Annotated in this window: 20 protein-coding genes, 1 tRNA gene, 1 other RNA gene and 1 pseudogene; 12 read left to right on the top strand and 11 right to left on the bottom strand. The window is 68.5% G+C overall.

What is annotated here, in order from left to right; genetic code table 11:
* The first annotated feature begins 49 nt into the window (after positions 1-49).
* Positions 50-1,270 (top strand): SGNH/GDSL hydrolase family protein, encoded by a 1,221-nt coding sequence (locus V6S66_RS02105; RefSeq protein WP_334205129.1) that lies wholly within the window; start codon positions 50-52, stop codon positions 1,268-1,270.
* A 28-nt stretch (positions 1,271-1,298) separates the two neighbouring features.
* Here the strand turns inward: V6S66_RS02105 and V6S66_RS02110 are convergent, their stop codons facing one another.
* Positions 1,299-1,997: a hypothetical protein gene (locus tag V6S66_RS02110; RefSeq protein WP_334205130.1), complete on the bottom strand. Its 699-nt coding sequence runs from the start codon at positions 1,995-1,997 to the stop codon at positions 1,299-1,301.
* 13 nt (positions 1,998-2,010) lie between these two features.
* Positions 2,011-2,991: an alpha/beta hydrolase gene (locus V6S66_RS02115; protein ID WP_334205131.1), complete on the bottom strand. Its 981-nt coding sequence runs from the start codon at positions 2,989-2,991 to the stop codon at positions 2,011-2,013.
* Positions 2,992-3,024: 33 nt separating this feature from the next.
* Here V6S66_RS02115 and V6S66_RS02120 point away from each other — a divergent pair, with 33 nt between their 5' ends.
* Positions 3,025-4,329, top strand: coding sequence for a threonine/serine ThrE exporter family protein (locus V6S66_RS02120; RefSeq protein WP_334205132.1), 1,305 nt, complete (start codon positions 3,025-3,027; stop codon positions 4,327-4,329).
* Positions 4,330-4,576: 247 nt separating this feature from the next.
* Here the strand turns inward: V6S66_RS02120 and V6S66_RS02125 are convergent, their stop codons facing one another.
* A complete protein-coding gene (locus V6S66_RS02125; protein ID WP_334205133.1) occupies positions 4,577-5,959 on the bottom strand; it encodes a dihydrolipoyl dehydrogenase family protein in 1,383 nt (460 codons plus the stop codon).
* Between the two features lie 158 nt (positions 5,960-6,117).
* Here V6S66_RS02125 and V6S66_RS02130 point away from each other — a divergent pair, with 158 nt between their 5' ends.
* The gene (locus V6S66_RS02130; protein ID WP_334205134.1) at positions 6,118-7,272 is read left to right on the top strand and encodes an acyl-CoA dehydrogenase family protein; all 1,155 of its coding nucleotides are present in this window, start codon (positions 6,118-6,120) and stop codon (positions 7,270-7,272) included.
* Positions 7,273-7,281: 9 nt separating this feature from the next.
* Positions 7,282-8,397 (top strand): acyl-CoA dehydrogenase family protein, encoded by a 1,116-nt coding sequence (locus V6S66_RS02135; protein ID WP_334205135.1) that lies wholly within the window; start codon positions 7,282-7,284, stop codon positions 8,395-8,397.
* Between the two features lie 125 nt (positions 8,398-8,522).
* Here V6S66_RS02135 and ffs read toward each other — a convergent pair.
* Positions 8,523-8,619: signal recognition particle sRNA small type (ffs, locus tag V6S66_RS02140), an RNA gene on the bottom strand.
* Between the two features lie 50 nt (positions 8,620-8,669).
* Positions 8,670-10,094 (bottom strand): GntP family permease, encoded by a 1,425-nt coding sequence (locus V6S66_RS02145; protein WP_334205136.1) that lies wholly within the window; start codon positions 10,092-10,094, stop codon positions 8,670-8,672.
* Between the two features lie 120 nt (positions 10,095-10,214).
* Between V6S66_RS02145 and V6S66_RS02150 the strand changes: the two genes are divergently transcribed.
* From V6S66_RS02150 to V6S66_RS02165, 4 genes are all read left to right on the top strand, one after another.
* Positions 10,215-10,299: transfer RNA gene (locus V6S66_RS02150), tRNA-Ser, on the top strand.
* 304 nt (positions 10,300-10,603) lie between these two features.
* Positions 10,604-11,254, top strand: coding sequence for a hypothetical protein (locus tag V6S66_RS02155; protein ID WP_334205137.1), 651 nt, complete (start codon positions 10,604-10,606; stop codon positions 11,252-11,254).
* A gap of 60 nt (positions 11,255-11,314) precedes the next feature.
* Positions 11,315-12,040, top strand: coding sequence for a helix-turn-helix transcriptional regulator (locus V6S66_RS02160; protein ID WP_334205138.1), 726 nt, complete (start codon positions 11,315-11,317; stop codon positions 12,038-12,040).
* Between the two features lie 11 nt (positions 12,041-12,051).
* Positions 12,052-12,564, top strand: coding sequence for a hypothetical protein (locus V6S66_RS02165; RefSeq protein ID WP_334205139.1), 513 nt, complete (start codon positions 12,052-12,054; stop codon positions 12,562-12,564).
* Here the strand turns inward: V6S66_RS02165 and V6S66_RS02170 are convergent.
* The 4 genes from V6S66_RS02170 to V6S66_RS02185 form a co-directional block, all read right to left on the bottom strand.
* Complete coding sequence (locus V6S66_RS02170; protein ID WP_334205140.1) at positions 12,561-13,817, bottom strand: tyrosine-type recombinase/integrase; 1,257 nt, start codon at positions 13,815-13,817, stop codon at positions 12,561-12,563. The genes V6S66_RS02165 and V6S66_RS02170 overlap by 4 nt on opposite strands.
* A gap of 1 nt (position 13,818) precedes the next feature.
* On the bottom strand, positions 13,819-14,034 hold the full coding sequence (locus V6S66_RS02175; RefSeq protein ID WP_334205141.1) for a helix-turn-helix domain-containing protein: 216 nt from the start codon (positions 14,032-14,034) through the stop codon (positions 13,819-13,821).
* A gap of 172 nt (positions 14,035-14,206) precedes the next feature.
* On the bottom strand, positions 14,207-18,028 hold the full coding sequence (mobF, locus tag V6S66_RS02180) for a MobF family relaxase (protein ID WP_334205142.1): 3,822 nt from the start codon (positions 18,026-18,028) through the stop codon (positions 14,207-14,209).
* A 134-nt stretch (positions 18,029-18,162) separates the two neighbouring features.
* The gene (locus V6S66_RS02185) at positions 18,163-18,699 is read right to left on the bottom strand and encodes a hypothetical protein (protein WP_290582486.1); all 537 of its coding nucleotides are present in this window, start codon (positions 18,697-18,699) and stop codon (positions 18,163-18,165) included.
* Here V6S66_RS02185 and V6S66_RS02190 point away from each other — a divergent pair.
* The 4 genes and pseudogenes from V6S66_RS02190 to V6S66_RS02210 all read left to right on the top strand — a co-directional run.
* Positions 18,698-19,012: pseudogene (locus V6S66_RS02190) on the top strand (leucine zipper domain-containing protein); the annotation flags it as partial. The gene V6S66_RS02185 and the pseudogene V6S66_RS02190 overlap by 2 nt on opposite strands.
* Before the next feature lie 893 nt (positions 19,013-19,905).
* Complete coding sequence (locus V6S66_RS17005; RefSeq protein WP_442885881.1) at positions 19,906-21,363, top strand: fatty acid desaturase; 1,458 nt, start codon at positions 19,906-19,908, stop codon at positions 21,361-21,363.
* Entirely contained in the window at positions 21,363-21,557 is a 195-nt protein-coding gene (locus V6S66_RS02205) for a ferredoxin (RefSeq protein ID WP_290582482.1), read from the top strand. Before V6S66_RS17005 ends, V6S66_RS02205 begins: the two co-directional genes overlap by 1 nt.
* Positions 21,558-21,592: 35 nt before the next feature.
* A complete protein-coding gene (locus V6S66_RS02210) occupies positions 21,593-22,825 on the top strand; it encodes an NAD(P)/FAD-dependent oxidoreductase (protein WP_334207209.1) in 1,233 nt (410 codons plus the stop codon).
* A gap of 11 nt (positions 22,826-22,836) precedes the next feature.
* Here V6S66_RS02210 and V6S66_RS02215 read toward each other — a convergent pair whose 3' ends face one another.
* Together V6S66_RS02215 and V6S66_RS02220 are read right to left on the bottom strand one after the other, a co-directional pair.
* Positions 22,837-24,093, bottom strand: a complete 1,257-nt coding sequence (locus V6S66_RS02215; protein WP_290582478.1) for a PucR family transcriptional regulator — start codon at positions 24,091-24,093, stop codon at positions 22,837-22,839.
* A gap of 51 nt (positions 24,094-24,144) precedes the next feature.
* A complete protein-coding gene (locus V6S66_RS02220; RefSeq protein ID WP_334205143.1) occupies positions 24,145-25,704 on the bottom strand; it encodes a long-chain-fatty-acid--CoA ligase in 1,560 nt (519 codons plus the stop codon).
* Between the last annotated feature and the right edge of the window lie 160 nt (positions 25,705-25,864).

The following is a 25,864-nucleotide window of genomic DNA, read 5'->3' on the forward strand; positions in this document are numbered from 1 at the left end:
TGGGACAGCGTCACCATCGCGGCGTGGGCCCCTCCCGTAGCCTCGACACGTGACCTGGGTCACGGTCGAGCGTTGGTCCGGGTGGGTCCTGCTGCTGGGCGGGACGATGAGAGGGGAACCGATGCGCGTCCGCGTCGTCACCGTCCTGGCCGCGCTCGCCCTGCTCGCGGGAGCCGCGTCCGGCGCGGCCGCTGCGGGTCCTCGCGAGGCGACGGCACCCGTGCCGATCGAGGTCGGCGCCGCGATCGACTACGTCGCGCTCGGCGACTCCTACACCGCCGGTCCGCTCGTGCCGGTCCCGACGCCGGGACCGCTCGGATGTGTCCGGTCCAGCTCGAACTACCCCGCCTTCCTGGCCGCCTACCTGCAGGTGCGGACCTTCGCCGACGTCAGCTGCTCGGCCGCCCGCACCGAGCACCTGTTCGCCTCGCAGCCCGGGATCCTGCCGCAGGGTCTGCCCGAGAACCAGAACGCCCCGCAGCTGCTGGCCGTGACCGCGGAGACCGACCTCGTGACGCTCGGCATCGGGGGCAACGACTTCGGCCTGTTCGGGGAGCTGATCGACTCGTGCGCCGATCTCGCGGCCGAGCACCCGGAGGCCGACGCGCCGTGCCGCGACAGCTTCACGACCGACGGCGTCGACACCAAGCTGCGCGACGCCGCCGCGATCCAGGGCCATGTCGAGCAGGCGCTCGCCGCGATCGTGGAACGGGCGCCCGACGCCACGGTCGTCGTGGTGGGCTACCTGCACATCCTCCCCGAGGAGGGCACCTGCGCCGCCGTGCCGTTCGCTCCCGGTGACTACGCCTGGGGAACGCAGGTCCACCAGGCGCTGAACGCCTCGCTCAGCCGTGCCGCCGAGGCCTACGGCGCCAGCTACGTCGACATGTACGCGGCCTCGGTCGGACGCGACGCCTGCGCCGCCGAGCCGTGGGTCAACGGCGAGCAGATCCGGGCCGACGCGTTCAGCTACCACCCGTTCCGCTCGGGCATGAAGGGCATCGCCGACGCCGTGTTCCGGCAGCTCACCGACGACGTGCCGAATCCGTTCGCCCTGCCGCTGCTGCAGCTCGTGAAGCGTCTGCCGGCCCTGGTCGACGTCGACGGGCTCCTGGGCTACGTGGCCGCCGGGGGCTCGGTGCCGCCGCAGGTGCTCGAGGACGCCGAGGCGCCGGCGGCTCCGGCCGCAGCTTCGCCGGCCTTGCTGACGAACATCGCTGCCCTGCTCGCGGGTCTCGAGTCGGCACCGCCGACGTCCCCCGCCGGCTGAGGGCCGGCGGCGACCAGGGACGGCGGGCCTAGCGCGGGACGATCCCGGTGCGGCCCTGCCAGCTGCCGTGCTCGGCGACGGGCCGGAACCGCAGGGTCGTGAACTCGTGGTGGAAGTCGCGACGCTCCCGCTCGACCATGGCGTCGGCGTGGCGGCGCGGGGCGTCGCCGGCGCTGCGGCCGAACACCATGTCGGTCATCGCCCGGGTCGTGCGCCAGATCGTGAACGTCGCGACGGTGCGCGGGGGGCGTGCCGCGGCGAGCGCCAGGGTCACGCCGGGGTGGTCGCGCACGAAACGCTCGACGGGACGACCCCAGTGCAGGAAGCGGGGCACCTCGGGGATCTTCATGCGTGCGAGCGTGAAGGCGACCGCGGGTTCCTCGGGATCGCTGCGCCCGGCCACCTCCGGCAGGTCGGCCAGCTCGGCGACACGGCCCCAGCGCCGCAGGAACTCCAGGCGCACGTGCCAGCCGTCGGCGAGACGTCGACCGAGCGGGTCGCTCGCGAGGAACGCGTCGAGCGCCGACTCGTCGTCCCACGCGCAGAACATCGCGAGCCGGCGCAGCTGCATCCGGTCGGTCGAGACGACCGGCGCCCCGAGACGCATGCTTCCCATCGGCTCGGCGAGCCGCAGCCCCGGGACCGGCCGACGAGCCCCGGGGCGGCGCGCCATGGCGCGGGCCGTCGCGCCGGCGGGGACCTCGGCGAGGTGGAAGGAGTGCAGCACGACTCGGCTCGGCTCAGTCCAGGTCGTGGAAGGCCGACCAGCGGTCGATCGCGGCGTAGGCGGCCGCTCGTGCCGCCGCCTGCGACAGGAAGACGTCGTGGCGGGCGCCGGGGATCGGCAGCGAGGTGACCGAGCCGCCGAGGCAGCCGGCCCACCGCGCGATCTGCTTGACGTCCAGCACCGCGTCGCTGGCGTCGGTGCGGGGTCCGTGCCTGCGGGCGAACCACGTCCTGTCGGACCGCAGCACGAGGGAGGGGATGCCCAGGTCGAGGCCCCGGTGCAGGGTGGCGTGGCCGCGGCGCACCGCGTTGAGCCAGCCGAAGGTCACGGGGAAGCCGGTCAGGGGCTTCCACTCGGTGTCGTAGTCCCACTCGCCGGCGCCGCTCGTGTGCAGGCTCGCGCCGTACGCGTCGCCATCGGGGAGGGGGAGCCGCTCGAATGGTCGTAGCCGCGACACGGTGCGGATGACCTGCGTGCCGACCGATCGTATCCAGGGCGAGCCCTGCAGGTCGAACCAGGGACTGTCGAGCACCAGCGCGGTCACCCCGATCTCGCGGGCGCCGCGGCGGGCCAGCCACAGCGGGAGGATCAGTCCGCCCGTGGAGTGGGCGCCGAGCACGACCTCGAAGCCACCGGTCTCCTCGCGGATGATCGCGATCGCGGCGTCGAGCTCGGCGTCGTAGAGCGTCAGGTCGGAGACGTAGTGCGGCGTGTGGCCCGGTCGGCGCGAGCGGCCGCACTTGCGCAGGTCGAGCGCGTAGAAGGCGTAGCCGCGCTCGGCGAAGAACTCGGCCAGCTCGGTCTGGAAGAAGTAGTCGCTGAACCCGTGCACCCACAGGAACGCCCGACGGGGTTCCCGCCCCAGGGGGCCCGTGGCCGGTCGGGCCCGGACGAGGGTCGCGACGACCTCGCCCTCGCCATCGGGATCGGTCCCGAGATCGATCGTCCGCTGTTCGTAGCCGGCACCCAGCACGTCCTCGACCCACGCTGACATGGGGCGAGCATAGCCACGCACAATGGGGACGACATGACTGAAGTCCACGATCGCCAACGCACCCTCGACCTCTCGCTGAGGATCGGGGAGCTGCTGCTGTCCAACGGCGCCGGCGCGGCCGACGTGACGGCCACGATGTCGTCGGTCGCGCACCACCTCGGGCTGCGCCAGACCCTGGTCGACGTCACGTTCACGACGCTGACCCTCAGCCACCAGTCGGGGGTCGACGAGCCCGTCGTGTCGCTGACGCGCCACGTGACCCACCGGGAGACCGACTTCGCCGACCTGACGGCAGTCGACTACGTCGTGGCCAGGCTCCTGGCCGACGAGATCACCCGGGACGAGGCCGCGAGCGAGGTGGCGCGGATCGCGTCGTCGGGCCACCCGCGCAAGCGGTGGGCGATCACGGCGGGGTCCGGACTCACGGGCGCCGGGGTCGCGCTGCTGCTGGGCGGTGACTGGGCCGTGCTGATCATCGCGGCCGTGGCCGGCTCGTGCATCGAGATCCTGCAGCGCCACATGGCGCGCATGCGGCTGCCGTTCTTCTACGCGCAGGTCGCCGGCGGGATGCTCGCGACGACGTTCGCCGTCGTCCTGCGGGCGCTCGAGGTGCCGGTCGACCCGTCGATCGTGGTGACGGCGAGCATCATCATGCTGCTCGCCGGCCAGGGCTTCATCGGCGCCATCCAGGACGCGCTGACGGGTTTCTACATCACGGCGAACGCGCGCCTCCTCGAGGTCATGATCGCGACGGCCGGCATCATCGTGGGCGTCGCGGCGGGCCTCAGCATCGGCGGCGGGCTCGGCGTCGACGTGCGGCTCGTGCCGGGTGCGTCAGGCCTGTCCGACCTGCCGACGGTCACGATCGGAGCGGCCGTCACGGCGGGCAGCTTCGCCTTCACGGCGTACTCGCCGAAGCGCGTCGTGGCGCCGATCGCCCTGCTCGCGGCCCTCGCGGCGGGGGCGTACTTCGCCCTGACCCAGCACAGCGTCGACCGGGCCGCAGCCGCTGGCGTCGCAGCCGTGATCATCGGCCTGGTCAGCTACTGGGTGGCCGGGTGGTTCAAGGTTCCGCCGCTCGTGGTCATCACCGCGTGCATCATCCCGCTCCTGCCCGGCCTGTCGATCTACCGTGCGCTGTCATTGCTGGCCGACGACGACGTCACCGGGGTCATCGCGCTCATCACCGCGGCTGCCGTCGCCCTGGCACTGTCGGCCGGCGCGATCCTCGGCGAGTACGTCGCGCAGCCGCTGCGCCGCGAGTCGCGCAAGCTCGAGCAGCGCCTCGCGGGCCCCCGCCTCGTCGGCCCCCTCCGCGCGCGGGCGAAGAAGAAGTAGGCGCCACCGCCGGCACCCGAACGCCGCTGGTGGTGACCGACAAGCAGCATGGACCAGAAGCGAAAGGTCCCGCCCCGATTTGCTGACTTTGGGCCCGTTCTGAGCCCCAAAACGGGCCCAAACTCCACACATCTCGGTGGTCCACATCTTGCAGGCGCCCGGCTGCAGGGCTCCCGGGATACCTCGCGCGGTCCTTGCCGCTTGTCCCGCACCATTCGCCGAGCGGCGACCGCGGGAAGCCCGCGACTCAGCTCGCCGCGTCGCCCAGCGCCGTCTCGACGGCGCGCCAGAAGGTCGGGTAGGCGTAGATGCTGTTGCGCAGCACCTCGACCGGCACCTCGGCGCGCACGGCGACGCCGAGGCCGGAGACGGACTCGCCGCCGGCCGGACCGACGAAGGTGGCCCCGATCAGCAGGCCGCGGGCCGCATCGACCACGACCTTGACGACGCCCTCGTTGCCCGGACCGTGCACGAAGCCCCGGCTGCTCTCGTTCAGCGGAGCGACACCGACCCGGACGTCGATGCCCTTCTCGCGGGCCTGCTGCTCGGTGAGGCCGACCCCGCCGACCTCGGGATCGGTGAAGGTGGAGCGGGGGAACGTCTCGTCGTAGGCCGGGAGGTCCTCGCCCAGGACGTCCGAACCGGCGCGCTGCGCCTGGTACATCGAGACGTGCGTGAAGGCGCCGCGTCCCACCACGTCGCCGATGGCCCAGAGGCCGTCGTGGCCGACGACCCGCATCGCGTCGTCGACGTCGAGGGAACGACCCGGCTCCAGGCCGATCGTGTCGAGCCCGAGGTCGTCGATGTTCGGCTTGCGTCCGGCGGCGACCAGCACCTGGGCGACCTCGAGGGTCGTGCCGTCGTGGGTCACGCGGAACGTCGTGCCGTCGTGCTCGACCCGCTCCACCGTGGCGTCGGTCAGCACCGTGACGCCCTCGTCGCGCAGGACGCCCGTGACGACCTCGGAGGCCTCCGGCTCCTCGGGGGCGAGGATGCGCGGGCCCGACTGCAGGATCGTGACCGCGCTGCCGAACCGGGCGAACGCCTGCGCCAGCTCCAGTCCGATGGGCCCGCCGCCGACGACGGCGAGCGAGGCGGGCAGGGTCTCGGTCTCGAGCGCCTCGCGGTTGGTCCAGAACGGGGTGTCGGCGAGGCCGTCGATCGGGGGCGCCGACGGGCGGGTGCCGGGGTTCAGGACGACGCCGCGACGTGCGGTGAACGTGGGCCGGGTGCCGTCTGCGGCCTCGACCTCGACGGTGCGAGCGGCCGTGAGCCGGCCGTGGCCGCGCACGAGGGTGACGCCGGCGTCGGCGAGCCGGTCGGCGGCGACGGTGTCGTCCCAGTCGTCGGTGGCCTCGTCACGGATGCGCTTCGCGACGAGGGAGAAGTCCGGCTCGACGGTGGAGGTGCCGGCGAGGCCGGGGACGCGTCGCGTCTCGGCGACGGCGTTCGCCGCGCGGATGAACATCTTCGACGGGATGCAGCCCCAGTACGGGCACTCGCCGCCGACGAGGCGCGACTCGACCGCGACGACCTCGAGACCGGCCTTCGCCAGGCGCGTCGCGAGCGACTCGCCCCCCGGGCCGGTACCGATCACGATGACGTCGCACTGCCGGGTCTCGTCGCTCATGTCACCATCATGACGCTGCCTCGGTGAGGCGCCCGCCGGGCGTCGCCGCCGCGGTCCGCGGCCCCGCCCCGACGGCATCTCCGCGCCGGGTCTGGTCACGGAACCACGCGGAGGCTACTGTCGAGTAAGCAAGCGCTTAGCCCCGGCCTGGAGGTCACATGAAGCTTCGCCTGTCCGACGAGGACGCCCGCTTCCGCGACGAGATGCGGGAGTACTTCACCACCCGGTTCCCCGAACACATTCGTGCCAAGGTCCTGGCTCGCCAGGAGCTCAGCAAGGACGACATCGTGGAGTCCCAGCAGGCGTTGAACGCCGAAGGGCTCGCGGTGCCCAACTGGCCCGTCGAGTGGGGCGGCCGCGACTGGTCGCAGCTCCAGCGCCACCTGTGGCACGAGGAGATGCAGCTCGCCGGCGTGCCGATCCCGCTCGCGTTCAACGCCAGCATGATCGGCCCGGTCATCGCGGCCTTCGGCTCCGAGGAGATGAAGGAGCGGTTCCTGCCCAAGACGGCCAACCTCGACATCTGGTGGTCGCAGGGCTTCTCCGAGCCCGACGCCGGATCCGACCTCGCGTCGCTGCGCACCACGGCGGTGCGGGACGGCGACGAGTACGTCGTCAACGGCCAGAAGACGTGGACCACGCTCGGACAGTACGGCGACTGGATCTTCACGCTCGTGCGCACCGATCCTGACGTCAAGAAGCAGGCCGGCATCTCGATGCTCCTGATCGACATGACGACGCCGGGGCTCACCGTCCGCCCGATCGAGCTGATCGACGGGGGCCACGAGGTCAACGAGGTCTTCTTCGAGGACGTGCGCGTCCCGGCCGAGAACCTCGTCGGCGAGGAGAACAAGGGCTGGAACTACGCCAAGTTCCTGCTCGGCAACGAGCGGGTCGGCGTCGCGCCGGTCGGCACCACGAAGCGCTGGCTCGCCGACGCCAAGGAGGCCGCGGGCGACCGCCTCTCCTCCGACCCGGTCCTCGCGAGCCGTGTGGCCGACCTCGAGAACGAGCTGATGGCGCTCGAGCTCACGGCGCTGCGCGTCGTGGCGCACTCGGCCGAGGGCAAGCCGCACCCGGCCTCCTCGGTGCTCAAGCTGCGCGGCACCGAGCTGCAGCAGGCCGTGACCGAGCTCTACGTCGACCTCGCGGGTCCCTGGGCCCTCGCCTCGGGCGCCGGCGACGGCTCCTCGGCCCCCGACTGGGCGCGCGTCTCGACGACGCAGTACCTGAACTACCGGAAGGCGTCGATCTACGGCGGCTCGAACGAGGTTCAGCGACAGATCATCTCCGGCACGATCCTGGGACTGTGAGGACGGAACATGGACTTCACCTATGACAGCGAGACCGTCGCCCTGCGCGACGCGGTCCGCGGACTGCTCGGCAAGGCCTACCCGTCCTCGGAGGACCGTCGCGGCGCGACCAACACCGAGCCGGGCTTCGACGAGAAGGTCTGGGGCCGGCTCGCCGAGCTCGGCGCCCTCGGGCTGCCGTTCTCGGAGGACGACGGCGGCGCCGGCGCCGGTCCGGTCGAGGTCTCGATCGTGGCCGAGGAGATCGGGCGCGTGCTCGCTCCCGAGCCGTTCGTCGAGTCGGTCGTGCTGGCCGGCGGCCTCGTGGCTGCCGCGGGCACGGCGGAGCAGCGGGCCGACGTGCTCGGCCGCCTCTCGGCCGGCGAGAACGTGCTCCTTCCCGCGCTGCTCGACTCGGGTCAGCCCGTGTCGGCGTCCGGCGAGGGCGAGTCGGTCACGCTGACCGGCGCCAAGGAGCCCGTGCTGCACGGCGCCCGTGCCGACCAGCTCGTGGTCAGCGCCGTCACCGACCGCGGCGTGGAGCTCTTCCTCGTCGCCGGTGACGCCGAGGGCCTCACCCGCACCGGCTACCGCACGTTCGACGGCGGCCGTGCGGCGCGCATCGAGCTCGACGGCACCCCCGCGGTGCGGCTCGGCGAGCAGGGTGACCGCTCGGCCGCGATCGACGAGGTGCTCGCCGCGGCGCGCATCGCGTACTCGCACGAGGCGCTCGGGGCCATGGAGGTCGCGCTCAGCCAGACGGTCGAGTACCTGAAGACGCGCAAGCAGTTCGGCGTCCCGCTCAACACGTTCCAGGCGCTCACGTTCCGCGCGGCCGACCTGTACGTGTCGATGGAGCTGGCCCGCAGCACCGTCATGTGGGCCACGCTCGTGCTCGCCGACGCGCCCGAGCGTGCCGCGGAGGCCGCCTCGCGTGCCAAGGCGATCGTGAGCCGCACGAGCCGGCACATCGGCCAGGAGGCGATCCAGCTCCACGGCGGCATCGGCATGACGGCGGAGTACTCGGTGGGTCACTACATGAGCCGTCTCACGGCGCTCGACCACTGGCTCGGCGACGGTGCCGAGCACCGGGCCGTCCTGGCCGCATCGGTCCGCGACCACGGCGTGCTGGAGCCCCTCGCCTGACCTTGCGGCACCGCACCCCTGTGGGCGGTGAGTCTGCCGTCACCGCACACGCGCGCGTGACGGCACACTCACCGCCCACAGCTGCGTCTGACGGCTCACCCACCGCTCGGCGGGGTGTCCGGGAATGCAAGGACCCCTCGCGTACCCGACAGAGCACACTGACCCTTGCTGCCTTCCGGCCCTGGGGGAGTTGGGTGAGATGTCGCCACGCGAGGGGCTGGGAACACCCTACCGGCCGCGGCCACGTGACGATCAAGCCCCCGGCGCGTCCGTCAGCCGATCAGTGGATACAGCGCTGCAGCCACGGCGAAGGCCGAGAGGCCGAGCGTGGTCTCCATGACGGTCCAGGTCTTCAGGGTCGTCTTCTCGTCCATGCCGAAGAAGCGGCTCACGAGCCAGAATCCGGAGTCGTTGACGTGCGACAGCACCGTCGATCCGGCTGCGATGGCCGTGACCAGGAGGGCGATCTGGATGTTGCTCAACGCGTCAGCCTGACTCGCGATGAGTCCGGCGGTCGTCGTGATGGCGACCGTGGCCGATCCCTGGGCGACGCGCAGGGCCGTGGCGATGACGAACGCCTGCAGCAGCAGGGGGATGCCGATGTCGCTCAGCGACGAGGTGAGTGCCTCCCCGATACCGCTGATGCGCAGCACTCCGCCGAACATGCCGCCGGCGCCGGTGACGAGGATGATCGAGCAGATCGGCCCGAGCGACTGGTCGAGCAGGCCCCTGGTCTCGTCCAGGGTGCGCCCGCGCCGGCCGAGCGTGGCGATCGCGACCAGCAGCGTGATGAGCAGGGCGATCGGCGTGTTGCCCAGCAGGATCAGAAAGTCCACGAGCTCGTTGCCCTCGGCGATGGTGCCGCCTTCGATCAGCGTCGTCAGGACGGTGTTGAAGGCGATGAGCACGAGCGGGATCGCCAGCAGGCCCAGCACCAGGCCGAAGGTCGGCGGCGCGATCGTGGTGGTCGTGCCGGAGGAGCCGGGTCCCGGTGCGGGGGAGTCGGCCGACTCGGCGCCGTCGTTCACGGGACCGAACAGCGCCTCGCTCACGGGCACGTCGATCCGCGCGCCGAGGTAGCGCGAGACCAGGTACGAGCCGACGTACCAGGCGACCAGCACGATCGGCAGGTTCACGAGCAGGATCACGCCGATGTCGCCGCCGAAGGCCGTGCCGGCCGCGACCGGACCGGGGTGAGGGGGAACCAGGGCGTGCATCGCCGCGAAGGCTCCGGCGGCCGGCAGTGCGTAGTAGAGCAGCGAGCCGCCGAACCGGCGAGCCACGGTGAGGATGATCGGCAGGAAGACGACCAGGCCCGCGTCGAAGAAGATCGGCAGGCCGAAGATGAGTGCCGCGACGCCGAGCGCCAACGGCGCCCGCTTCTCCCCGAAGCGATTGACGAGGGTGTCGGCCAGCACCTGCGCGCCCCCGGTCACCTCGAGCAGGCGACCGAGCATGACTCCGAATCCGACCAGGAGGGCGACCGAGGCCAGCGTCGAGGCGAATCCCGACGTCATGGCCGTGGACACGTCAGCCAGCGGGATCCCGGCGGCCACGGCGGTCACGGCGCTGACCAGGACGAGCGCGATGAACGCGTGCAGACGGACCTTGATGATCAGCAGGAGCAGCGCAGCGACCGCGACGAGCGCGATGATCAGCAGGACTCCGGCGCTGTGCACCGGTTCGATCGGGTCCATGGCCAGCTCCCTCGTGCGGTGGATCGGATACTGCTTCTCGAGTTTCACTCACCCGCCGTCCCGGGGCAATGCGGCAGCCCAGTTCGCCGCAGCTGCGTTCGCACCGGTAGCCTCGTCCGCGGAGGATTCGCATAGTGGCCTAGTGCGCTCGCTTGGAAAGCGGGTTGAGTGCAAGCTCTCAGGGGTTCGAATCCCCTATCCTCCGCTGCAATTGCAGGAAAAATCGGGCCTCGTACCTACTCGGTGCGGGGCCCGATTTCGCGTTTGGTCTCAGTTTTGGTCTCAGTTGGTCTCAGTTGGAGAGCGTCGATCTGAGTTTGTAATCGTCTGTCGCTCTGGCTCGACGCCTGTTCATTGCGAGAGTAGGACCAGTTCGACGACTCGCCGGTGAGCCAACCGCTTGGGAGAACGGCCTGTGGATAACCTCGAGACTTGCTCGTCTTGCGTTCCTCGGTCTGGTGGGGGGCGGCCGATAAGGTCAGAGACCGCACTCGCAGGGAGGTGACCGCATGGCCACGTGGCTGTCTTCTGCCCACGCGTGGCCGACTCATCCGGAGACGCAATGGCGAGATGTCATGAGGGAAGCTCACGCCCGCGGATGGTTCTTTCGGCCATTCTCCGATCACGCATTCGGCAAGATCTCCTGCGCTGAGAAGCCAGACTCGCTCGACTCGGCATGTGCGACGAAGATCTACTCGTCCGCGACCGGTTCGGAGACGTATGCAAAGCGGGCGCTCACACTCATCCGAACCTGTCCGCACAGCAGCGAGCAGGGTCCTGAGCCGGACGATCACGAGGCAGCTCGACTGTTGAAGGACGCGGAGCGGCTTCTCGAAGGGGCGACGTCGCTGCTATCGCGAGCGACGGCGAGCTTGGGGTCGGATGAACTCCTCGAGCAGGCGAGCCGTTGTGCCGACGATGCCGACACCCTTCTCGCGGAGGCGGAAGTGCTGGAGCTGGAGGCGAACCGGATGGCAGATCGCGCCAGCGCCGCGCTCGCGGGCACAGGGCTAGAGGAGTCGACTCCATCGCAGCTCGTTATCGCGGCGGAGGAAACCCTGAGCCGGGCGGATCAAGTAGTTGCAGCCGAGGGCTTGGCTCAGCGGATCGAGCGAGCGCAAGATCGGTGTGCTGCCCTGAAACTGAGATTGCGCTCGTGATCATGTTGGCATATGCCTACACTTCAGAGTAAAGTTGTTCGACCGGCCGTAGGGAGGGTCATGGCGATCGAAATTGCCCTCGTGATTGAGGGCGTCAACCTTCTAAGCGACGAATTCGATGAGCAGGTGCTTCCGAAGTTCCCCGATGTGCAGTGGGAATCTCGAGCGGGCGCGACACTTGCGATCCTGCACGTTGATTCGTCTCCCGTGGAGGCGGCCTGCACGTTCTCCCGAATTTTGGAGCACTCGGGGCTGGGTGCCGTTACGGCCGTGTTTGACGACTTCGTGAACACGACGGAAATCGCCCAGCGGGTTGATGTGAGTCGAGAACTGGTCAGGAACTGGGTTCTCGGGTCCCGAGGTCCAGGTGGGTTCCCCCCGCCGCATCACGAGCACGGCATCGGCGGATCGAAGGGCCCGATGAAGGTCTGGAATTGGGCGGCGGTGAATTCTTGGTTGGCCCAGATCGGTTTGGACGATGGCCTGGTGCATCTGACGCCTCCTGAGATCGCGGAGATCGACGCCCACCTGCACCGTCTGGTGCTGTCCCCCGCGCTGTCCTGGTCCGAATTCGGTGATTCGAGCGCCGGCCAGTGGATCCGCGCCGGTGTTGCGGCCGCCTCTGAACTTTGGATCGTAGGAGACTGCGAATATTCGGAGCCTCGGCAGGAGACCTACGGGTTCATCCGGGCCGTCGGTATCGAGGGAACCCCTGCTACTTCGAAAACGTCTAGGTACAGCCGGGTCTTTACGACGGGCCCGGTCCAGCAGATCGACGCAGGATGAGCTCGCGTTCCGTGCGCGAACTGCGTGACGATGCCGCCGACGTGTTGAGGGACGTAGATCTGACAGGCGTTTTCCTCATGGACGAGGAGTTCGAGTCTCGGTATCGGACCGGCGAGTTCGAGTTGGTGACCAAGTCGTCGCTTGAGACGAGAGCTGAAGTTGAAGAAGGCAATCTTCTCTGTTGGGTTCGGTACGAGGTCTGGGCTCTCATCGGCGATGCCCAGGGGCTGCCTAGCGAGCCATCAGAGATTGATCCAGAGGTCATGGGGGAACGACTTGCGTGGCGGATTGCTTGCGACTGGGCAGCCCAGTACAGCGTGCGCGACGATCGGATCTTCACAGAAGCTGACCTGCCGAAGCTTGCTGCGTTCACTCTTGTGATGGCGCCGCCCACGATCCACCCGTACGCCCGAGAACATATTCAGTCGGCCGTGGGGAAGAGCCTCTACCCGGCGTTCACACTTCCTCACATCCGACCTATCACCGAGTTGCCTGACGACGTCACATTGGACGTCGAGGATTAGTCACGGTCGGTAGGTGCTTGGTCTAAGACGCCCTGGTGCCGCTGTCCTGGGCGCGACGGAAACAGCAGCCCGCCCACTCGGTCTGCCACCTCGCGCCTGATCGGGTCGGTGACGTGCTGGTAGCGCGCGGCCATTGAGGTGCTGGACCAGCCCATGATCGACATGACGGTCCGTTCCGGAACGCCGAGGACGAGCAGAACGGTGGCGGCGGTGTGGCGGGCGTCGTGTAGTCGGACGTGGCGGACGCCTGCTGACTTCAGCAGGTCGCGCCAGGCGACGTAGTCGGAGTTGAGGTTGATCGGCCCGCCGGTGTGGGTGGCGAAGACCCAGTTCTCCTCGGTCCAGAGCGATGCGGCATGTCGCCGCTCGGCGGCCTGTGTTTCGCGGTGTTGCTCGAGGAGGTCGACGAGCGCTGTGGGTAGTCCGATGACACGTTGGCCGGCCGAGGATTTCGTTGGGCCGAGCACCCCGTTGCTGCGTCGTGCCTGTGGGCAGCGGCCGGGGGTTTTGCCGCACGTGCCGCCGCAGCCGTGTTCGTAGACGGGGCGAAGTCTCGTCGCGCGGACGCGGAGCGAGCGCGTCTCGAGGTCGATGTCGGACCACCTGAGCGCGAGCGCTTCGCCCTGTCGGAGTCCGAGAGCGAGTGCGACCGCCCACCGTGTGCCGTTGCGTACCTCTTTCGCCGCGGCGAGGATCAGTTGTACTTCCTCGAGCGTCAGCGGCTCGACCTGCTCGACGTGGACCCTCGGCGCGCGGGCGAGAGTCGCGACGTTTCGAACGACGTGGTTGCGCCGTTCTGCTTCGCCCAGTGCAGTGCGGACCGTGCGATGTGCTTGGTGTGCGGTGGCCGGTCGGGCGCCGCGTTGGATCATCCGACTGTACGCCGACTCGAGGTGTTCCGGTGTCAGGCGATCGAGTCGTTGGGCGCCGATGACGGGGATCAGGTGCTTCACCACCGCGGTGCGATACGCCTGGTAGCTGGAGTGGCGAAGGCTCGGCCGGACGATGGACTCGAGCCAGTAGAGCAACCAGGTCTCTACGGTCCATTTCGATCCGACGGCGGGCGTGCGTGCCGCGTCGCGGAGCTTCTCTAGCTTGCGGACCTTCGTTACCACGGCGGACTTGGACTTACCCGTGACGTGCCGTCGGTCCGGTGATCCGTCGCCTTTCACGCCCACGCTGACTCGTCCGTGCCAGCGGCCGTCGTTGCCGAGGTAGACCGTCGACGCTGCGTTCGGATTGCGCCCCGTCACGTCAGGTCTCCCGCTGACCGGACCCGCGGAGGCGCTCGACGAACTCCTCCAAGCAGGCCATGGGTATGCGTCGAAGCCGCCCGACCTGGACTGACTCGACCTCTCCTGTGCCGATGAGTTTAAACATCGATGTGCGTGCGATGCCCAGCATCTCTGCGGCTTGCTCGACGCTCAGGAGCAGCGGGACCAATGGCTTGCCGACGGGTGGTTCGTTCATCGTTCGCCTCGCTTCGTGACTGACCTCGGGTTCGTACTACAAGGCCCAAATGGGGCCGTCGGTGATCACGTTGGTTCACATTGGTTCGCATCGCGGCAGGTGAGTGTCGATCGGTGGATAACTTCGGAGCCGCGCAGTCTGTGGATGACGGCCTGCCAGCGCCGTGGGTCCGTCAGCGCGATGGACCCGGAGGGTGCGTGCGGTCCGGGCGATATTCAGGTCTGTCCATGGGGCGAGGCAACGGCGTGGAGGTACGGCCTGTCTGGGGCGGTGCGGCGAGCCGCGTGATCCGTGAGTGGAGTGCGGCGGTGGCGTGATCGTCGGGGAGATCACCCTCGGCGGCCGCAGTCGTGAGAAGACCACGGCTGTTGCGACCGGAGTCCGCGAGCACCGCGAGCACCGCGAGCTCGTTGGCGAGAGCGACGGTATGCCCGTCGTATCGCCCGACGATGTCGACGATCGGACCGATCCAGGCCTTGGCATCGCGGCCGGCCTCGTTCACGACAAGCCGGTCGAGGGTGCTCTGCTGGGTTCGTTCGACGAAGTCCACTCGTGGTGGGCCGGTGATTTGAGCGGGATCAGTGATGCCGTAGGCGGCACGCCAGACGTTGACATCGGCGACGGTGTGACGGTCCAGTGGTGCTCCGGTGGGAGCCCACGCTGCGGGTTCGGTCTCGTCGATCGAGGTCTGCCGGATGACGTGTCGCAGGTCCGCGACTTGTTCCCTGCGTTCGCGGAGGTACGGCCCCCAGGTCGGGTCTTGGGCGAGCTGTGAGGGGATGCGCGGGAGCCAGCGAAGAGGCCCACCGCGGATGGGCTCAATCTCGTGGAGCACTCGTCCCATGGCGTCGGCTGGGCTGTCCGCTCCGGAGACGATCGAGGGCCGGGCGAGCATCTCGAGCAGGTCTTTGCCGTTGCTGCCATCGGCTTCGCGAAGTTGGATCTCGGCGAGCAGTGACGCCCACGGCTTCTCTTCGGTGATGCCCGGGACGCAGTTCTCGGCGTGCTGAGCCAGCTCCAGAGCGCGTCCGGGTGGGGCAGCTTGCACTGATCCGGCGTGGACTGCGTCGGCGTAGCGGACGACCGCGGTGTGCAGACGGGCCTCGTCGCTGGACGCGAGCCGCGCGGTCTCGCTCGCGGTGAGGACGGAGTCGTCGCGGCGGATCATGGCCTCGAGGACCTCGGTCGCTGTGGTCGTGTCGAGGGTGTCGGCGCGCATCACCTGGTGCGGGTCGCCGTCGGGGGCGATGGCCAGATGGAGGTGGTTGGCGTGCCGGCCTCGACTCAGCATTGTGTAGAGGAGCTGACGCGATTCATCGCCGGTCGCGATGCCGTGCATGGTGTCGGCGGTGACCCCCTGGGCGGTGTGGACGGTGGTCGCGTACCCGAGGTCAACATGCTCAACGACGTACGACTTCGGTAGGTCGACGTGCAGTCCGGTGTCGGTGTGGCGCGCTCGGATGCCGGCATCGCTGATGCCGGTGATGGTCCAGCGGTCGCCGTTCTTGACCCAGTCCGACTCGCTCGTCGCGAGCCGTCGGTCGTTGCGGCGGGTCAGGATCGTGTCGCCTAGCGAGGCAGATGTCCCGTCCGCCAGCGCGACTTCGACAGGGGGCTGGTGGTCGCCGAGTCGAGCGGATCGCGCGCGTTCGTTGAGGGTGGTGACGAGGTCGCGGGTGGGGGCGATCATGATCGAATCCAGGCCCGCGGCCCGGTCTGTCGACCATGCGTGGAGTGCGTCGTCGGCGCAGGTCGTGGCGTCGCCGAGGTGGATGCGGTTGGTGTCGAGGTAGAACCCGAGCGCGGCGGGGTTGCCTTCGCGGAGCTGGATGGTGGCGGCTGCTTCGGCGGGGTCGGAGAACCGCATCACCTCGTCCAGGCGCACGGCCCCGTGGGTGGCGGCGATGTCGCGCAGGACTCCGCCAGCGCCGACGGCGGAGAGTTGTCGGTCGTCGCCGATCAGCCGGACCGATGCACCGCGGTGGAGGGCGTGGGTGATCGCGGCATCGAGACTCAGAGTGTCGGCCATGCCGGCTTCGTCGATCACCACCAACGTCCCGGGTCCGATCGAAGCCCTGAGTTCCTCGCCGGATGCATGGGTGAGCTTGGCGAGGGTGTCGGACCGCATGCCGGTCTCGGCCTGCAGGTTCGCGGCCGCCGATGCCGACGGGGCGAACCCGATGACGTCACCACCATCGGCAGCCCAGGTGTGTGCGAGGACGCGCATCGCGGTTGTCTTGCCGGTGCCGGCGGCGGCGATCCCGACCTGGAGGCGTGCGCCGCTGGTGGCCATCTGCGAGACCAGCTCGACCTGGCCGGGGTTGAGTGTGGTGCCGTTCGCGGCCGCCTCGACCACCGCCATCCGCACCGTCTCGGGTGACACTGTGCGGCCGCCGCTCATGGCGGCCGCGTCGCCGATGCGGGCTTCGGCGGCCAGGATCCCCGGGCTGGTGTAGAGGTCGTGCCCCGTGTGCCGGTAGACGCGAGTGCCGTCCGAACGTCGCAGGATTTCGGGGTCATCGATCGGGTCAAGGTCCGGCGTCAGCGCGACCGACATGTGCGCGACCACGGCCTTGACGAGGTCGTCGACGACGCGCTCGATGTGCTGGACTGGGCAGTCAGCGGCCCGAACCTGCCGCTGGGCTTCGGCCCTGACGTGGGTCGGCTTCCATGTCGCTCGACGTGATTGCAGCTCGGCGATCGTGCGGTGCGCGGCGTCGGTGAACCAGGCCTGCGTGACCCGCTCGCCGGGTGAGACCGGCGACGTCAACGCCGCGTCGACCATGGTGTCGATGGCGAGTTCGGATCCCAGAACCGTGATCGCGTCGCCTCTCCAGGTGGCTCGCTGCTCGGCGAACGAGCGAGGTTCGTGCTTGGCGGTGCGGGTCTCGAGGTTCGCCTGCTGCGCCAGCGCGATCGCCTCAGTCTGCGTCGGCGGTCGGCCGTGGCCGCGCTGGAAGGTCGCCGACAACTCGCCCTGGCGCGACACGATGTCGCGTCTGCGCTTCGACCATGCCGCGTTCAACGTCGGATCAACGCCCGCGACCTCACGAATCGGACGACCACGGCTGGTGTCGGGACGCTCTTCGAACCGCAGTCCGAGGTCTGCGACCAAATGGCGTTCGAGCGCGGTGTTGTAGGTCTCCGAGACCGCGACGACCGACTCGTAGAGCACCCGACCGTAGATCGACAACCACTTGCCGTCCTTGGTCTGGACCTTGTTCGCGACCGCCACGTGCGTGTGCAGATCAGGATCGCCAGCGCGCGAATCACGGTGGGTGAATGCCGTCGCGATGAGCCCGCGCGTCTCGACCTGGCGGGCACCTTGCTTGCCCTCGCGAGTGAACAACGCCTCCCGCTCCAACAACCTGAGCGCATCGGCGACAGCCTTGTCGTGGGCCTGCTCGATCACCTCAGCGACCTCGCGAGGCGCGATCGCCCACAAGGTCGAGACCGACTTCACCGGCGAGAACGTCAGATCGAACCCCGACACTGCCGCCCGTGACGGACGACTGAACCGCTTCAGCGCAGCATCGAGCTCGCGCTGATTCGCCGGCTTCCGACCGTGCTGCGCGACGAACAAGTCCCGCGCGACCTCGGTCATCGCCCGCGACCGAAGCGCCCTCCGATCGGCACCGTCGAGCCTCGGATCAGCGCGTAGGTGCTGCAGCTTCTCCTTGACCCGGCGGTCGAACTCGGCCCCGGTCTCGTCTGTCAGGACGGCGAAGCGACGGCCCAATGGCGCCTCGGTGATCGGGTCGCAACCGTGCCCGAAAAGCCGCAGCATCTGCTCGGAGGTGACGACGTCCCCCGCCTCGATCCCGTCGATCCCGACCATCCCCGAGCCGATCCATCGACCGGGCGCTTCGCCCTTTGCCGTGTAGTAGTCCGCGAGCTGCGAGCGCCCCAGCTCGGTCGAGTCCTGCACAGCAACCTGCCGGGTCAGGTAGTCGTACCCCGACCCGGCCGAGAGCTTGTGCAGAGAAACCGTCACACCCCCCAAGGCCCGAAAGTGGGTCTCGGTGATCACCCGAACGCTGAGTGAAAGAGGTGTGTGGATGTCTATGGCGGTCGGTGACGGTGGGGAGGGAGACTGCGAAACAATGGCACGGGCTGAGGAGTTCTCGACTACTTCGCGTTCCTGGATGCAGCCTTCGCGTCGCGTCGTGCCTGTGCAGCGACTCCGTCGAGGTCTAGTTCTATCCAGTCCTGAAGTCCTCGGAGAATCGATGCCGCATACATCAGGGCGATGATCGGCTCTTCGGGCCGTTCATCGAGGCCAGTCAGGCCGTGGGCAACCACATGGCGCGACAGGTTCTGCGGCCTCGTTCCGAATCCGGGTTTCCAGCTCTCGTAGAGCGTCGTCATCGGCAGCAGAGCGACGAATCCCCGCAGGTACAGAAACGGAGCATGCTCCAAGGGGAAGTCGACGAGTTTCCAGGCGTCGTGGGATCTGGACGGCATGACTTGGTTGATCGCCGACTCGACCACGTTGACCGCTAGAGCCATTGCGGCCGTGTCGAAGCCGCCGCGATGGGCCTCGACGGCACTGAGGGCTAGATGTGATGTCCAGGGACGTTGTTGCCGGTTGAGGTGACGGTGAAGGCCTCCTGTGGTGAGAGTGGAGCTGTCTAGGAACCGCTCACACCTGCAGGAGGCCTTCATGTCCCACGCTAACGCTGCTCTGACCCCACGCGCCCGGTTGAGGCTCGCCAAGCTCATCGTCGAAGACCAGTGGTCGCCGACTGTGGCGGCGAAGATGTTCATGGTCTCGGTCCCGACGGCCCGCAAATGGGCCGCCAGGTTCCGAGCCGAAGGGAATGCGGGGATGGTCGATCGTTCGAGTCGGCCGAAGACCTGCCCCGACCGCACGCCCGAGCAGGTCAAGCGGCAGATCGTGCGGCTGCGCTGGCGCCGGCGCATCGGTCCGGTCCAGATCGGAGGCGAGCTCGCGGGCGCGGTCGGCGAGGTTGGTGCGGGTCACCTGGCGGCCGACGAGCAGGTCGGCGGCGAGGTCGCCGACCGCACGGTCGCGGTCGACGCTGACGCGGTCCGCCGCCGCCCGGTAGCCCTCGTAGATCGCCTCGGACAGCGCGTCCATCGACGCCATCCAGAGGCGGGCCAGCGCCATCGTGTCGGCCACGGTCAGCAGGTCGGGGTCGACCCGCTCGACCGTCGCCGTGAGCTCGGCCCCGGCCAGGCGGTAGGCGCGCAGCACCGCGGGAAGCGGGCGGCCGTCGAGCGCACGGGCCGCGCCGATGCCCCTGAACCGGCGCAGGTCGTCGGCGGTGAGCCCGACGTCCTCGACCCACAGGTCGAGGATGCGCAGCGTCCCCCAGGAGGCGATGTCGGTGACCTCCGCGACCTGGTCGCGCGACAGCGTCGCATATGCCGGGATCTCCGTCTGGATCGCGGCGACGACCCGCTCAGTCACTTGGTCGAGATGCTCGAGGACGTGTGCGCGGATGCGGGAGCGCACCTCTTGCTCAGCCACGGTATCCACCTCGCTCACGTGTCTCGACATTCAGGCGTCCGGCGTAGTTCGGACGCCCAGCTACTCAAGGTCTGCCCCAGCATGGTCGAGCTGGCGTGTTGCCGCCGCGCGGCACGCTGGCCCGCGATCCGTGGACGTTCGGCCAGCCTGGCATCATCCGGAGGTCGCAGCGGGCGACGCAAGCGTCGTGTTGGCCAGCGCGCCAAGCGCACGGTGGTCATCGGTGCCAGTCGAATCGAGCTGCGGCGCTCAGTTGTCAGAGGAGCCAACTGAGCACCCGAAAGTTGTGCCGTGCACCGAGATCGCGGGCTGTGACGGCTGTCACTGTGAAGTTCGAGGCGCGACGTCGAGGTCGCACGAAACTTCAGGAGGCGCGAATGACCACGTTCAGTGATCCCCGAACGAGCTCAGAGAGCCCCGCCCCTTTGTGGCGTGACAAGAAGCGGTACCTCTGGGTCCTCGGGCTCGTGGTGCCCATGTTGCCGCTCACCGGACTGGCGTTGGAGAACGCGACGGGACTCGAGCTCTGGCTCTGGATGACGCCCGTCGTCTTCCTCGGGCTGATCCCGTTGATCGATCTCGCGGCGGGTTACGACGACACCAATCCGCCTGATGACATCATCGAGGCGCTGGAGAACGATCGGTACTACCGGTGGGTCACCTACGTGTACCTCCCGGTCCAGTACGTCGGATTCATCCTGTCCATGTGGTATCTCGCCACCGCTGACCTGTCGGTCGGCGGCAAGATCGGTCTCGCCGTGTCCATCGGCGTGGTGGGCGGAGTCGCCATCAACACCGCGCACGAGCTCGGCCACAAGCGGGAGGCCAATGAGCGTTGGCTCTCCAAGATCGCCTTGGCCCAGACCTTCTACGGACACTTCTACATCGAGCACAACCGGGGACACCACGTGCGTGTGGCCACCCCCGAGGATCCCGCCAGCGCACGTCTCGGCGAGAGCCTGTACCGCTTCTGGCCCCGCACGGTCTTCGGTTCGCTCAAGAGCGCTTGGGGGGTCGAGTCCAAGCGCTACCGCCGCAAGGACACGCACCCCTTCCACCTGCGCAACGACGTCCTCAACGCGTGGTTGATGTCGGTGGTGCTGTGGGGTGGCCTGCTGGCGGTGCTGTACGTCGCAGCCGACGTGTCGCCGCTGTCGGTTCTGCCGTACCTGCTGATCCAGGCCGTCGTCGGGTTCTCCCTGCTGGAGATCGTGAACTACATGGAGCACTACGGGATGCTGCGGCAGAAGGTCGGCAAGGGAGACAAGCACCGCTTCGAGCGCGTCACCCCGGCGCACTCGTGGAACTCCAACAACATCGCCACGAACGTCCTGCTCTACCACCTGCAGCGTCACAGCGACCACCATGCGAATCCCACGCGGCGGTACCAGGCCCTGCGTGACTTCAAGGACGCTCCCGTCCTCCCCACGGGGTACACGGGCATGATCGTCGTGGCGCTCTTCCCGCCCCTGTTCCGCAGGCTCATGGACAAGCGCGTGATCGACCACTACGACGGCGACATTCGCCTCGCGAACGTGCAGCCGGGCAAGGAAAAGAAGCTGCGTCGCAAGTTCCCGATCCCGGAGGATCTCCTCGCACGCGACGCCGCGATCCTCGAGGATGCCACGGCGCAGGACTTCGCCGATGAAGTTCTGGCCGCGAAGTGCCCGGGCTGCGGTCACACGTACCGCGTCGTCGAGGGCAACGAGCTCGAGGGCTTCGCTGCAGGCACAGCGTGGTCCGACATCCCCGACGACTGGTGCTGCCCGGACTGCGGGGTCCGCGAGAAGGTCGACTTCGTCCCGATCGATCCGCGTCAGGCGGTCGGGGGCTGATGCCGACCATCCACGTCGATCGCGACAAGTGCGAAGGCCTCGGCATGTGCGAAGCGATGGCGAACGACTACTTCGAGGTCGGCGACGACGACATTCTCGAAGTGCTCAACGACGTCGTGCCGGAGTCGGATCGCGCCCACGTCCAGTCCGCCACGCAGGCGTGCCCCGTTCTCGCTCTGCGGCTCGAGGACTGACTGTGACCGAGTTCGATGACGAACGGAACCTCGTGGTGGTCGGCGGCGGACTGGCAGGCCTCCGGGCCATCGAGGCCGTCCGCGGTACTGGATGGCGAGGATCGCTCACGCTTGTCGGTGCCGAGGACCACCCACCGTACGACCGACCGCCACTCTCGAAGTCGTTCCTAGCCGAGGGGCCGCTCGACCAGGTCACCCCGTTCCGTTCGACGGTCCAGCTGCGCGAGGAGCTCGGCACGGACGTGATTCTCGGGACGCGCGTCGAGGGCGTCGACACGGACCGTCGCTCCCTCCAGCTGAGTGACGGCCGGCGACTGGCCTACGACAGCCTGCTGGTGGCCACAGGCTCCAACGCCCGCAAGCTGGACGGGCAGGACTCCGTGTCCGGCGTCGTGGGTCTGCGGACAGATCGAGATGCCGCAGAGGTGCGACGCCACCTCGACCAAGGAGCACGAGTCGTGATCGTCGGCGCCGGCTTCGTCGGTTCGGAGGTGGCATCCGCCGCGCTCCAGCGAGGCCTTCACGTCACCATCATCGACAGTGAGCCCGTCCCACTGACCCGTTCTGTCGGGAGGCAGGTTGGCGAGATGTGTGTCGACCTTCACCGCGCGGCGGGTGTCGAGCTCCGCACGGAGGTCGGCGTCGCGAGCTTCGCTTCACGTGGTGGCCGGCTCACGGGCGTGGTCCTGACCGACGGGTCCGAGCTGCCTGCGGACCTGGCGGTCGTCGGTATCGGAGCAACTCCGGCGACGCACTGGCTCACGAACTCGGATGTGGCCCTGGAGGCAGACGGAGGGATCGTCTGCGGGGACGATCTCGCGACGAGCGTGCCGGGAATCTGGGCCGCCGGCGACGTTGCGCATGTCCCCTACGAGGTGTTCGGGGGCGATCTTCTGCGAGTCGAGCACTGGACGAACGCGGCCGAGCAGGGCGCGATCGCCGGGCGCAACGCCATCCGAGGCGAGGGCGATCCCGAGAAGATCAGTGGCATTCCCTACTTCTGGTCGAACTGGTACGGGCATCGCCTGCAGTTCGTCGGCACGTCGCTGCGGACCGAGGAAGTGGTGATCGGCCCCGGGGGGCCAGGCAGCGTGGTCCTCTACCGCCGTGGCGACCGCATCGTCGGAGCTCTGACGATCGACCGTGGCGGGGACATCATGAAGCTTCGTCGCCGGATCGTCGCCCGTGGGTCGTGGGACGAGGCCGTGGAGTTCGCGACGGCGCGCGTCGAAGACGGCTCGGGAACCAAGCAGACGCTGCCGGCATGACCGGCCCGGCTTCAAGGCCCGGGATGCGTGACGAGCTCCGGTGACCCGCCCGCATGGAAGGCGTCCAGGTGCTGGAGCGCCACCGTCATGGATGGACTCAGGCGGCTGATGTTCAGATCGAGCGCCTTCTCCGCCTGCGCGATGCGGTATCGAACCGTGTTGCGGTGCACCTGGAGGACGACCGCGGCATCGTCGACGTTTCCGCCGGCCTCCAGGTAGGCCGAGATCGTCTCCCGCCGGCGAGCGGTCGCCTCGTCGTTGGCAGCGAGCCCGCCGAGGGTACGGCTGACGAATCGATCGACCTGGGGGGTGCAACCAAGGAGCACGAGGAGCTCGACCTCGCCGTACTGGCAGATCGCCGGCACCGATCCGGACCCGGCAAGCCGCAGGGCACCCTCGGCCTCCTTGAAGCTGGCGATGAACCCTGCGGTGCCAGGCCACCCGGAGCCGATTCCCGCCCGCGTGCCGGAGCCGGCCTTGCGGTCAAACTCGGCGACCAGCGTGTCGAGCCCAGGCTCGGTGCGCGTCCCGATCCATACCCACAGGCGTCGACCACCCGGTCGGACCAGCAACGGCTGCGTCACGCCGATGCTGCGTGCGAGATCGTGGGCGAGCTGTTCGAGCCTGCTGACTCCGTCATGCTCGTCGCACGTCAGAACCAGTGCGCTGTGCACGACCGACATCGGATAGCCGCCCAGTGCCGTGGAGATGCGACGCGGGTCATCATGCTGGCCGTTGAGCACGTCGAGCACGGTCTCGTACCGTTGCGCGGCCGCACCGGCCTGTACCCGGCCGCGCTCCTCGTGGAACGTCGCGATCGAGGCCGTGATCGACTGATCGATCCACTGGCTCGCTCGATCCCAGAAATAGATCAGGACGTCGCCGTGATCGAACTCGTCGTCGGGGAGCTTCTCGACCTCGCGCGAGATGTAGGCCCAGGTCGTCTGTTGAGCCACCCGGTAGAAGCGGATGAGTGTCTCGACGGTCAACCTCGAGTTCGCGACCTCGACGGCAAGCAGCTTGGCACGGTCGACGAGGTGGAACGTGAAGCTCGGCTCCGAGAGCTGTCGGAGGAACGACGCCCAGTGCTCGGCCACCGTGTCGCGGATGCCGATCCCGATACCGTCGGCGTTCGCGATCTCCGGCACCTCTTCGAGGATGGAGTTCGTCGTGTCGTCGACCCAGCGGCTGCGTGCGTCCGGCTCCGACTCTCGGGCGATGAACACGCTCAACCATCGCGCCAGGCCGTCGGCTTTCTGATCCGTCATCGAACCGCTCCCCTCTCCCTCAAGCGTCCCGCCGAGTTTCGTCGCGCTCCGTCATCGCAGCTCCCGCTTGAGGATCTTGCCAGTGGCGGTCATCGGGAGAGTCTCGACGACCTCGACCACCCGCGGGTACTTGTAGGCGGCGAGCTGCGCCTTGCTCCACTCGACGAGCTCGTCAGGCGTGACGGTCCCTCCGGGCTCAGGGATCACGTACGCCTTGATCTCCTCACCGTGCGACTCGTGCGGCACTCCGATGACAGCCGCGAGTGACACGGAGGGGTGGGTGATCAGCAGCTCCTCGATCTCCCGGGGGTACACGTTGAATCCGCCGCGGATGATCATGTCCTTGGAACGGTCGACGATGAAGTACCACCCGTCGGCGTCCCTGTGCGCAAGATCTCCCGTTCGGAACCAACCATCGGGACTGATGGACTCACGGGTTGCCTCGGGTCGGTTGTAGTACCCCTTCATGACGTTGTGGCCGCGGATCGCGATCTCCCCGATGACGTCCTCACCTGGCTTCAGCTCCTCCCAGCTGCCCGGGTCGATGAGTGTCATCTCCACGCCGGTGATCGGTGTACCGATCGACCCGACCCGTACCTGAGATCCGAGACGCGAGAAGCTCGCGACCGGCGACGTCTCGGACAAGCCGTAGCCCTCGAGCACCGTGACCCCGAAGCGCTCCTGGAACTGGCGATGGACCTCGACCGGGAGCGCGGCCCCGCCGGCCACCGCGACGCGGAGGTTCTCGGCGAGTCGAGCGATGTCGATCGACTCGTCCAGGACGCTGAGCAGGCTCCAGTACATCGTGGGCACTCCGCCGAAGAAGGTGACGGACTCGCGAAGCATCAGACCGAGCGCAGCCGCTGGCTCGAAGCGCGGCAGCATCACGACGGTGCCGCCGAAGGCGAAGGCGCCGTTCTGCATGACCGTCTGGCCGAAGGAGTGGAACAGCGGCAAGACGCATAGGTACGTGTCGGGGTTCTCGGCGTCGGCACCGAACAGGTCCGCGCCGGCCAGGGCGTTGTCGCGCATGTTGCGGTGCCGCAGCTCGGCCCCCTTGGGCTGGCCCGTGGTGCCGGACGTGTAGAGGATGACGGCAGTGTCGTCGTCGTCCACCGCGATGGAATCGAAGGTGGGCGGCTGCCCGTTGACGCCCTGGCCCAAGGTCTGGGTACCCGCGATCGGCGGTTCCGCGCCCGGATCGGCGGTGATGACGAAGAAGTCGGTGCAGCCGGGCGTCGCCTCAAACCCCGCGAAGGCCTCGATGCCGATGGGGAGGTCGGCCGTTCCCTCGAAGGCGAAGAAGGCCTTCGCCTCGGAGTCGGCGAGGTGATAGGCGACCTCGCGGCCCTTGAGCAGCACGTTTAAGGGCACGACGACCGCACCTGCTTTGAGGATTCCGAAGTAGACGATGGAGAAGTACGGGAGGTTCGGACAGCTCAGGGCGACCTTGTCGCCGGGCTGGACGCCTCGAGAGGTCAGCAGATGAGCGACCTGGTTCGATGCCGCGTTCACCTGGCCGTAGGTCAGTCGTGTGTCCCCCAGGATGATCGCTTCGCGATCGGGGAAGGACCAGGCGCTGTCCTCGAGCAGACCAGCGAGGTTCGTCATGGGTCACCCTTCGATGTTGTCTGAATATCCAAGATCGTCACGCGGGGGAGGCGGGCGGAGGAGCACGCCAATACGTGTGACTGGCATCACTTTGACGGCTCCACGTTGATCATTCTCGTGGTGGTTGACCAGATTCGCGCCGAGTCTTAGTAGAAAATGA

The organism is Aeromicrobium sp. Sec7.5 (assembly GCF_036867135.1).
Taxonomy (GTDB): Bacteria; Actinomycetota; Actinomycetes; order Propionibacteriales; family Nocardioidaceae; genus Aeromicrobium.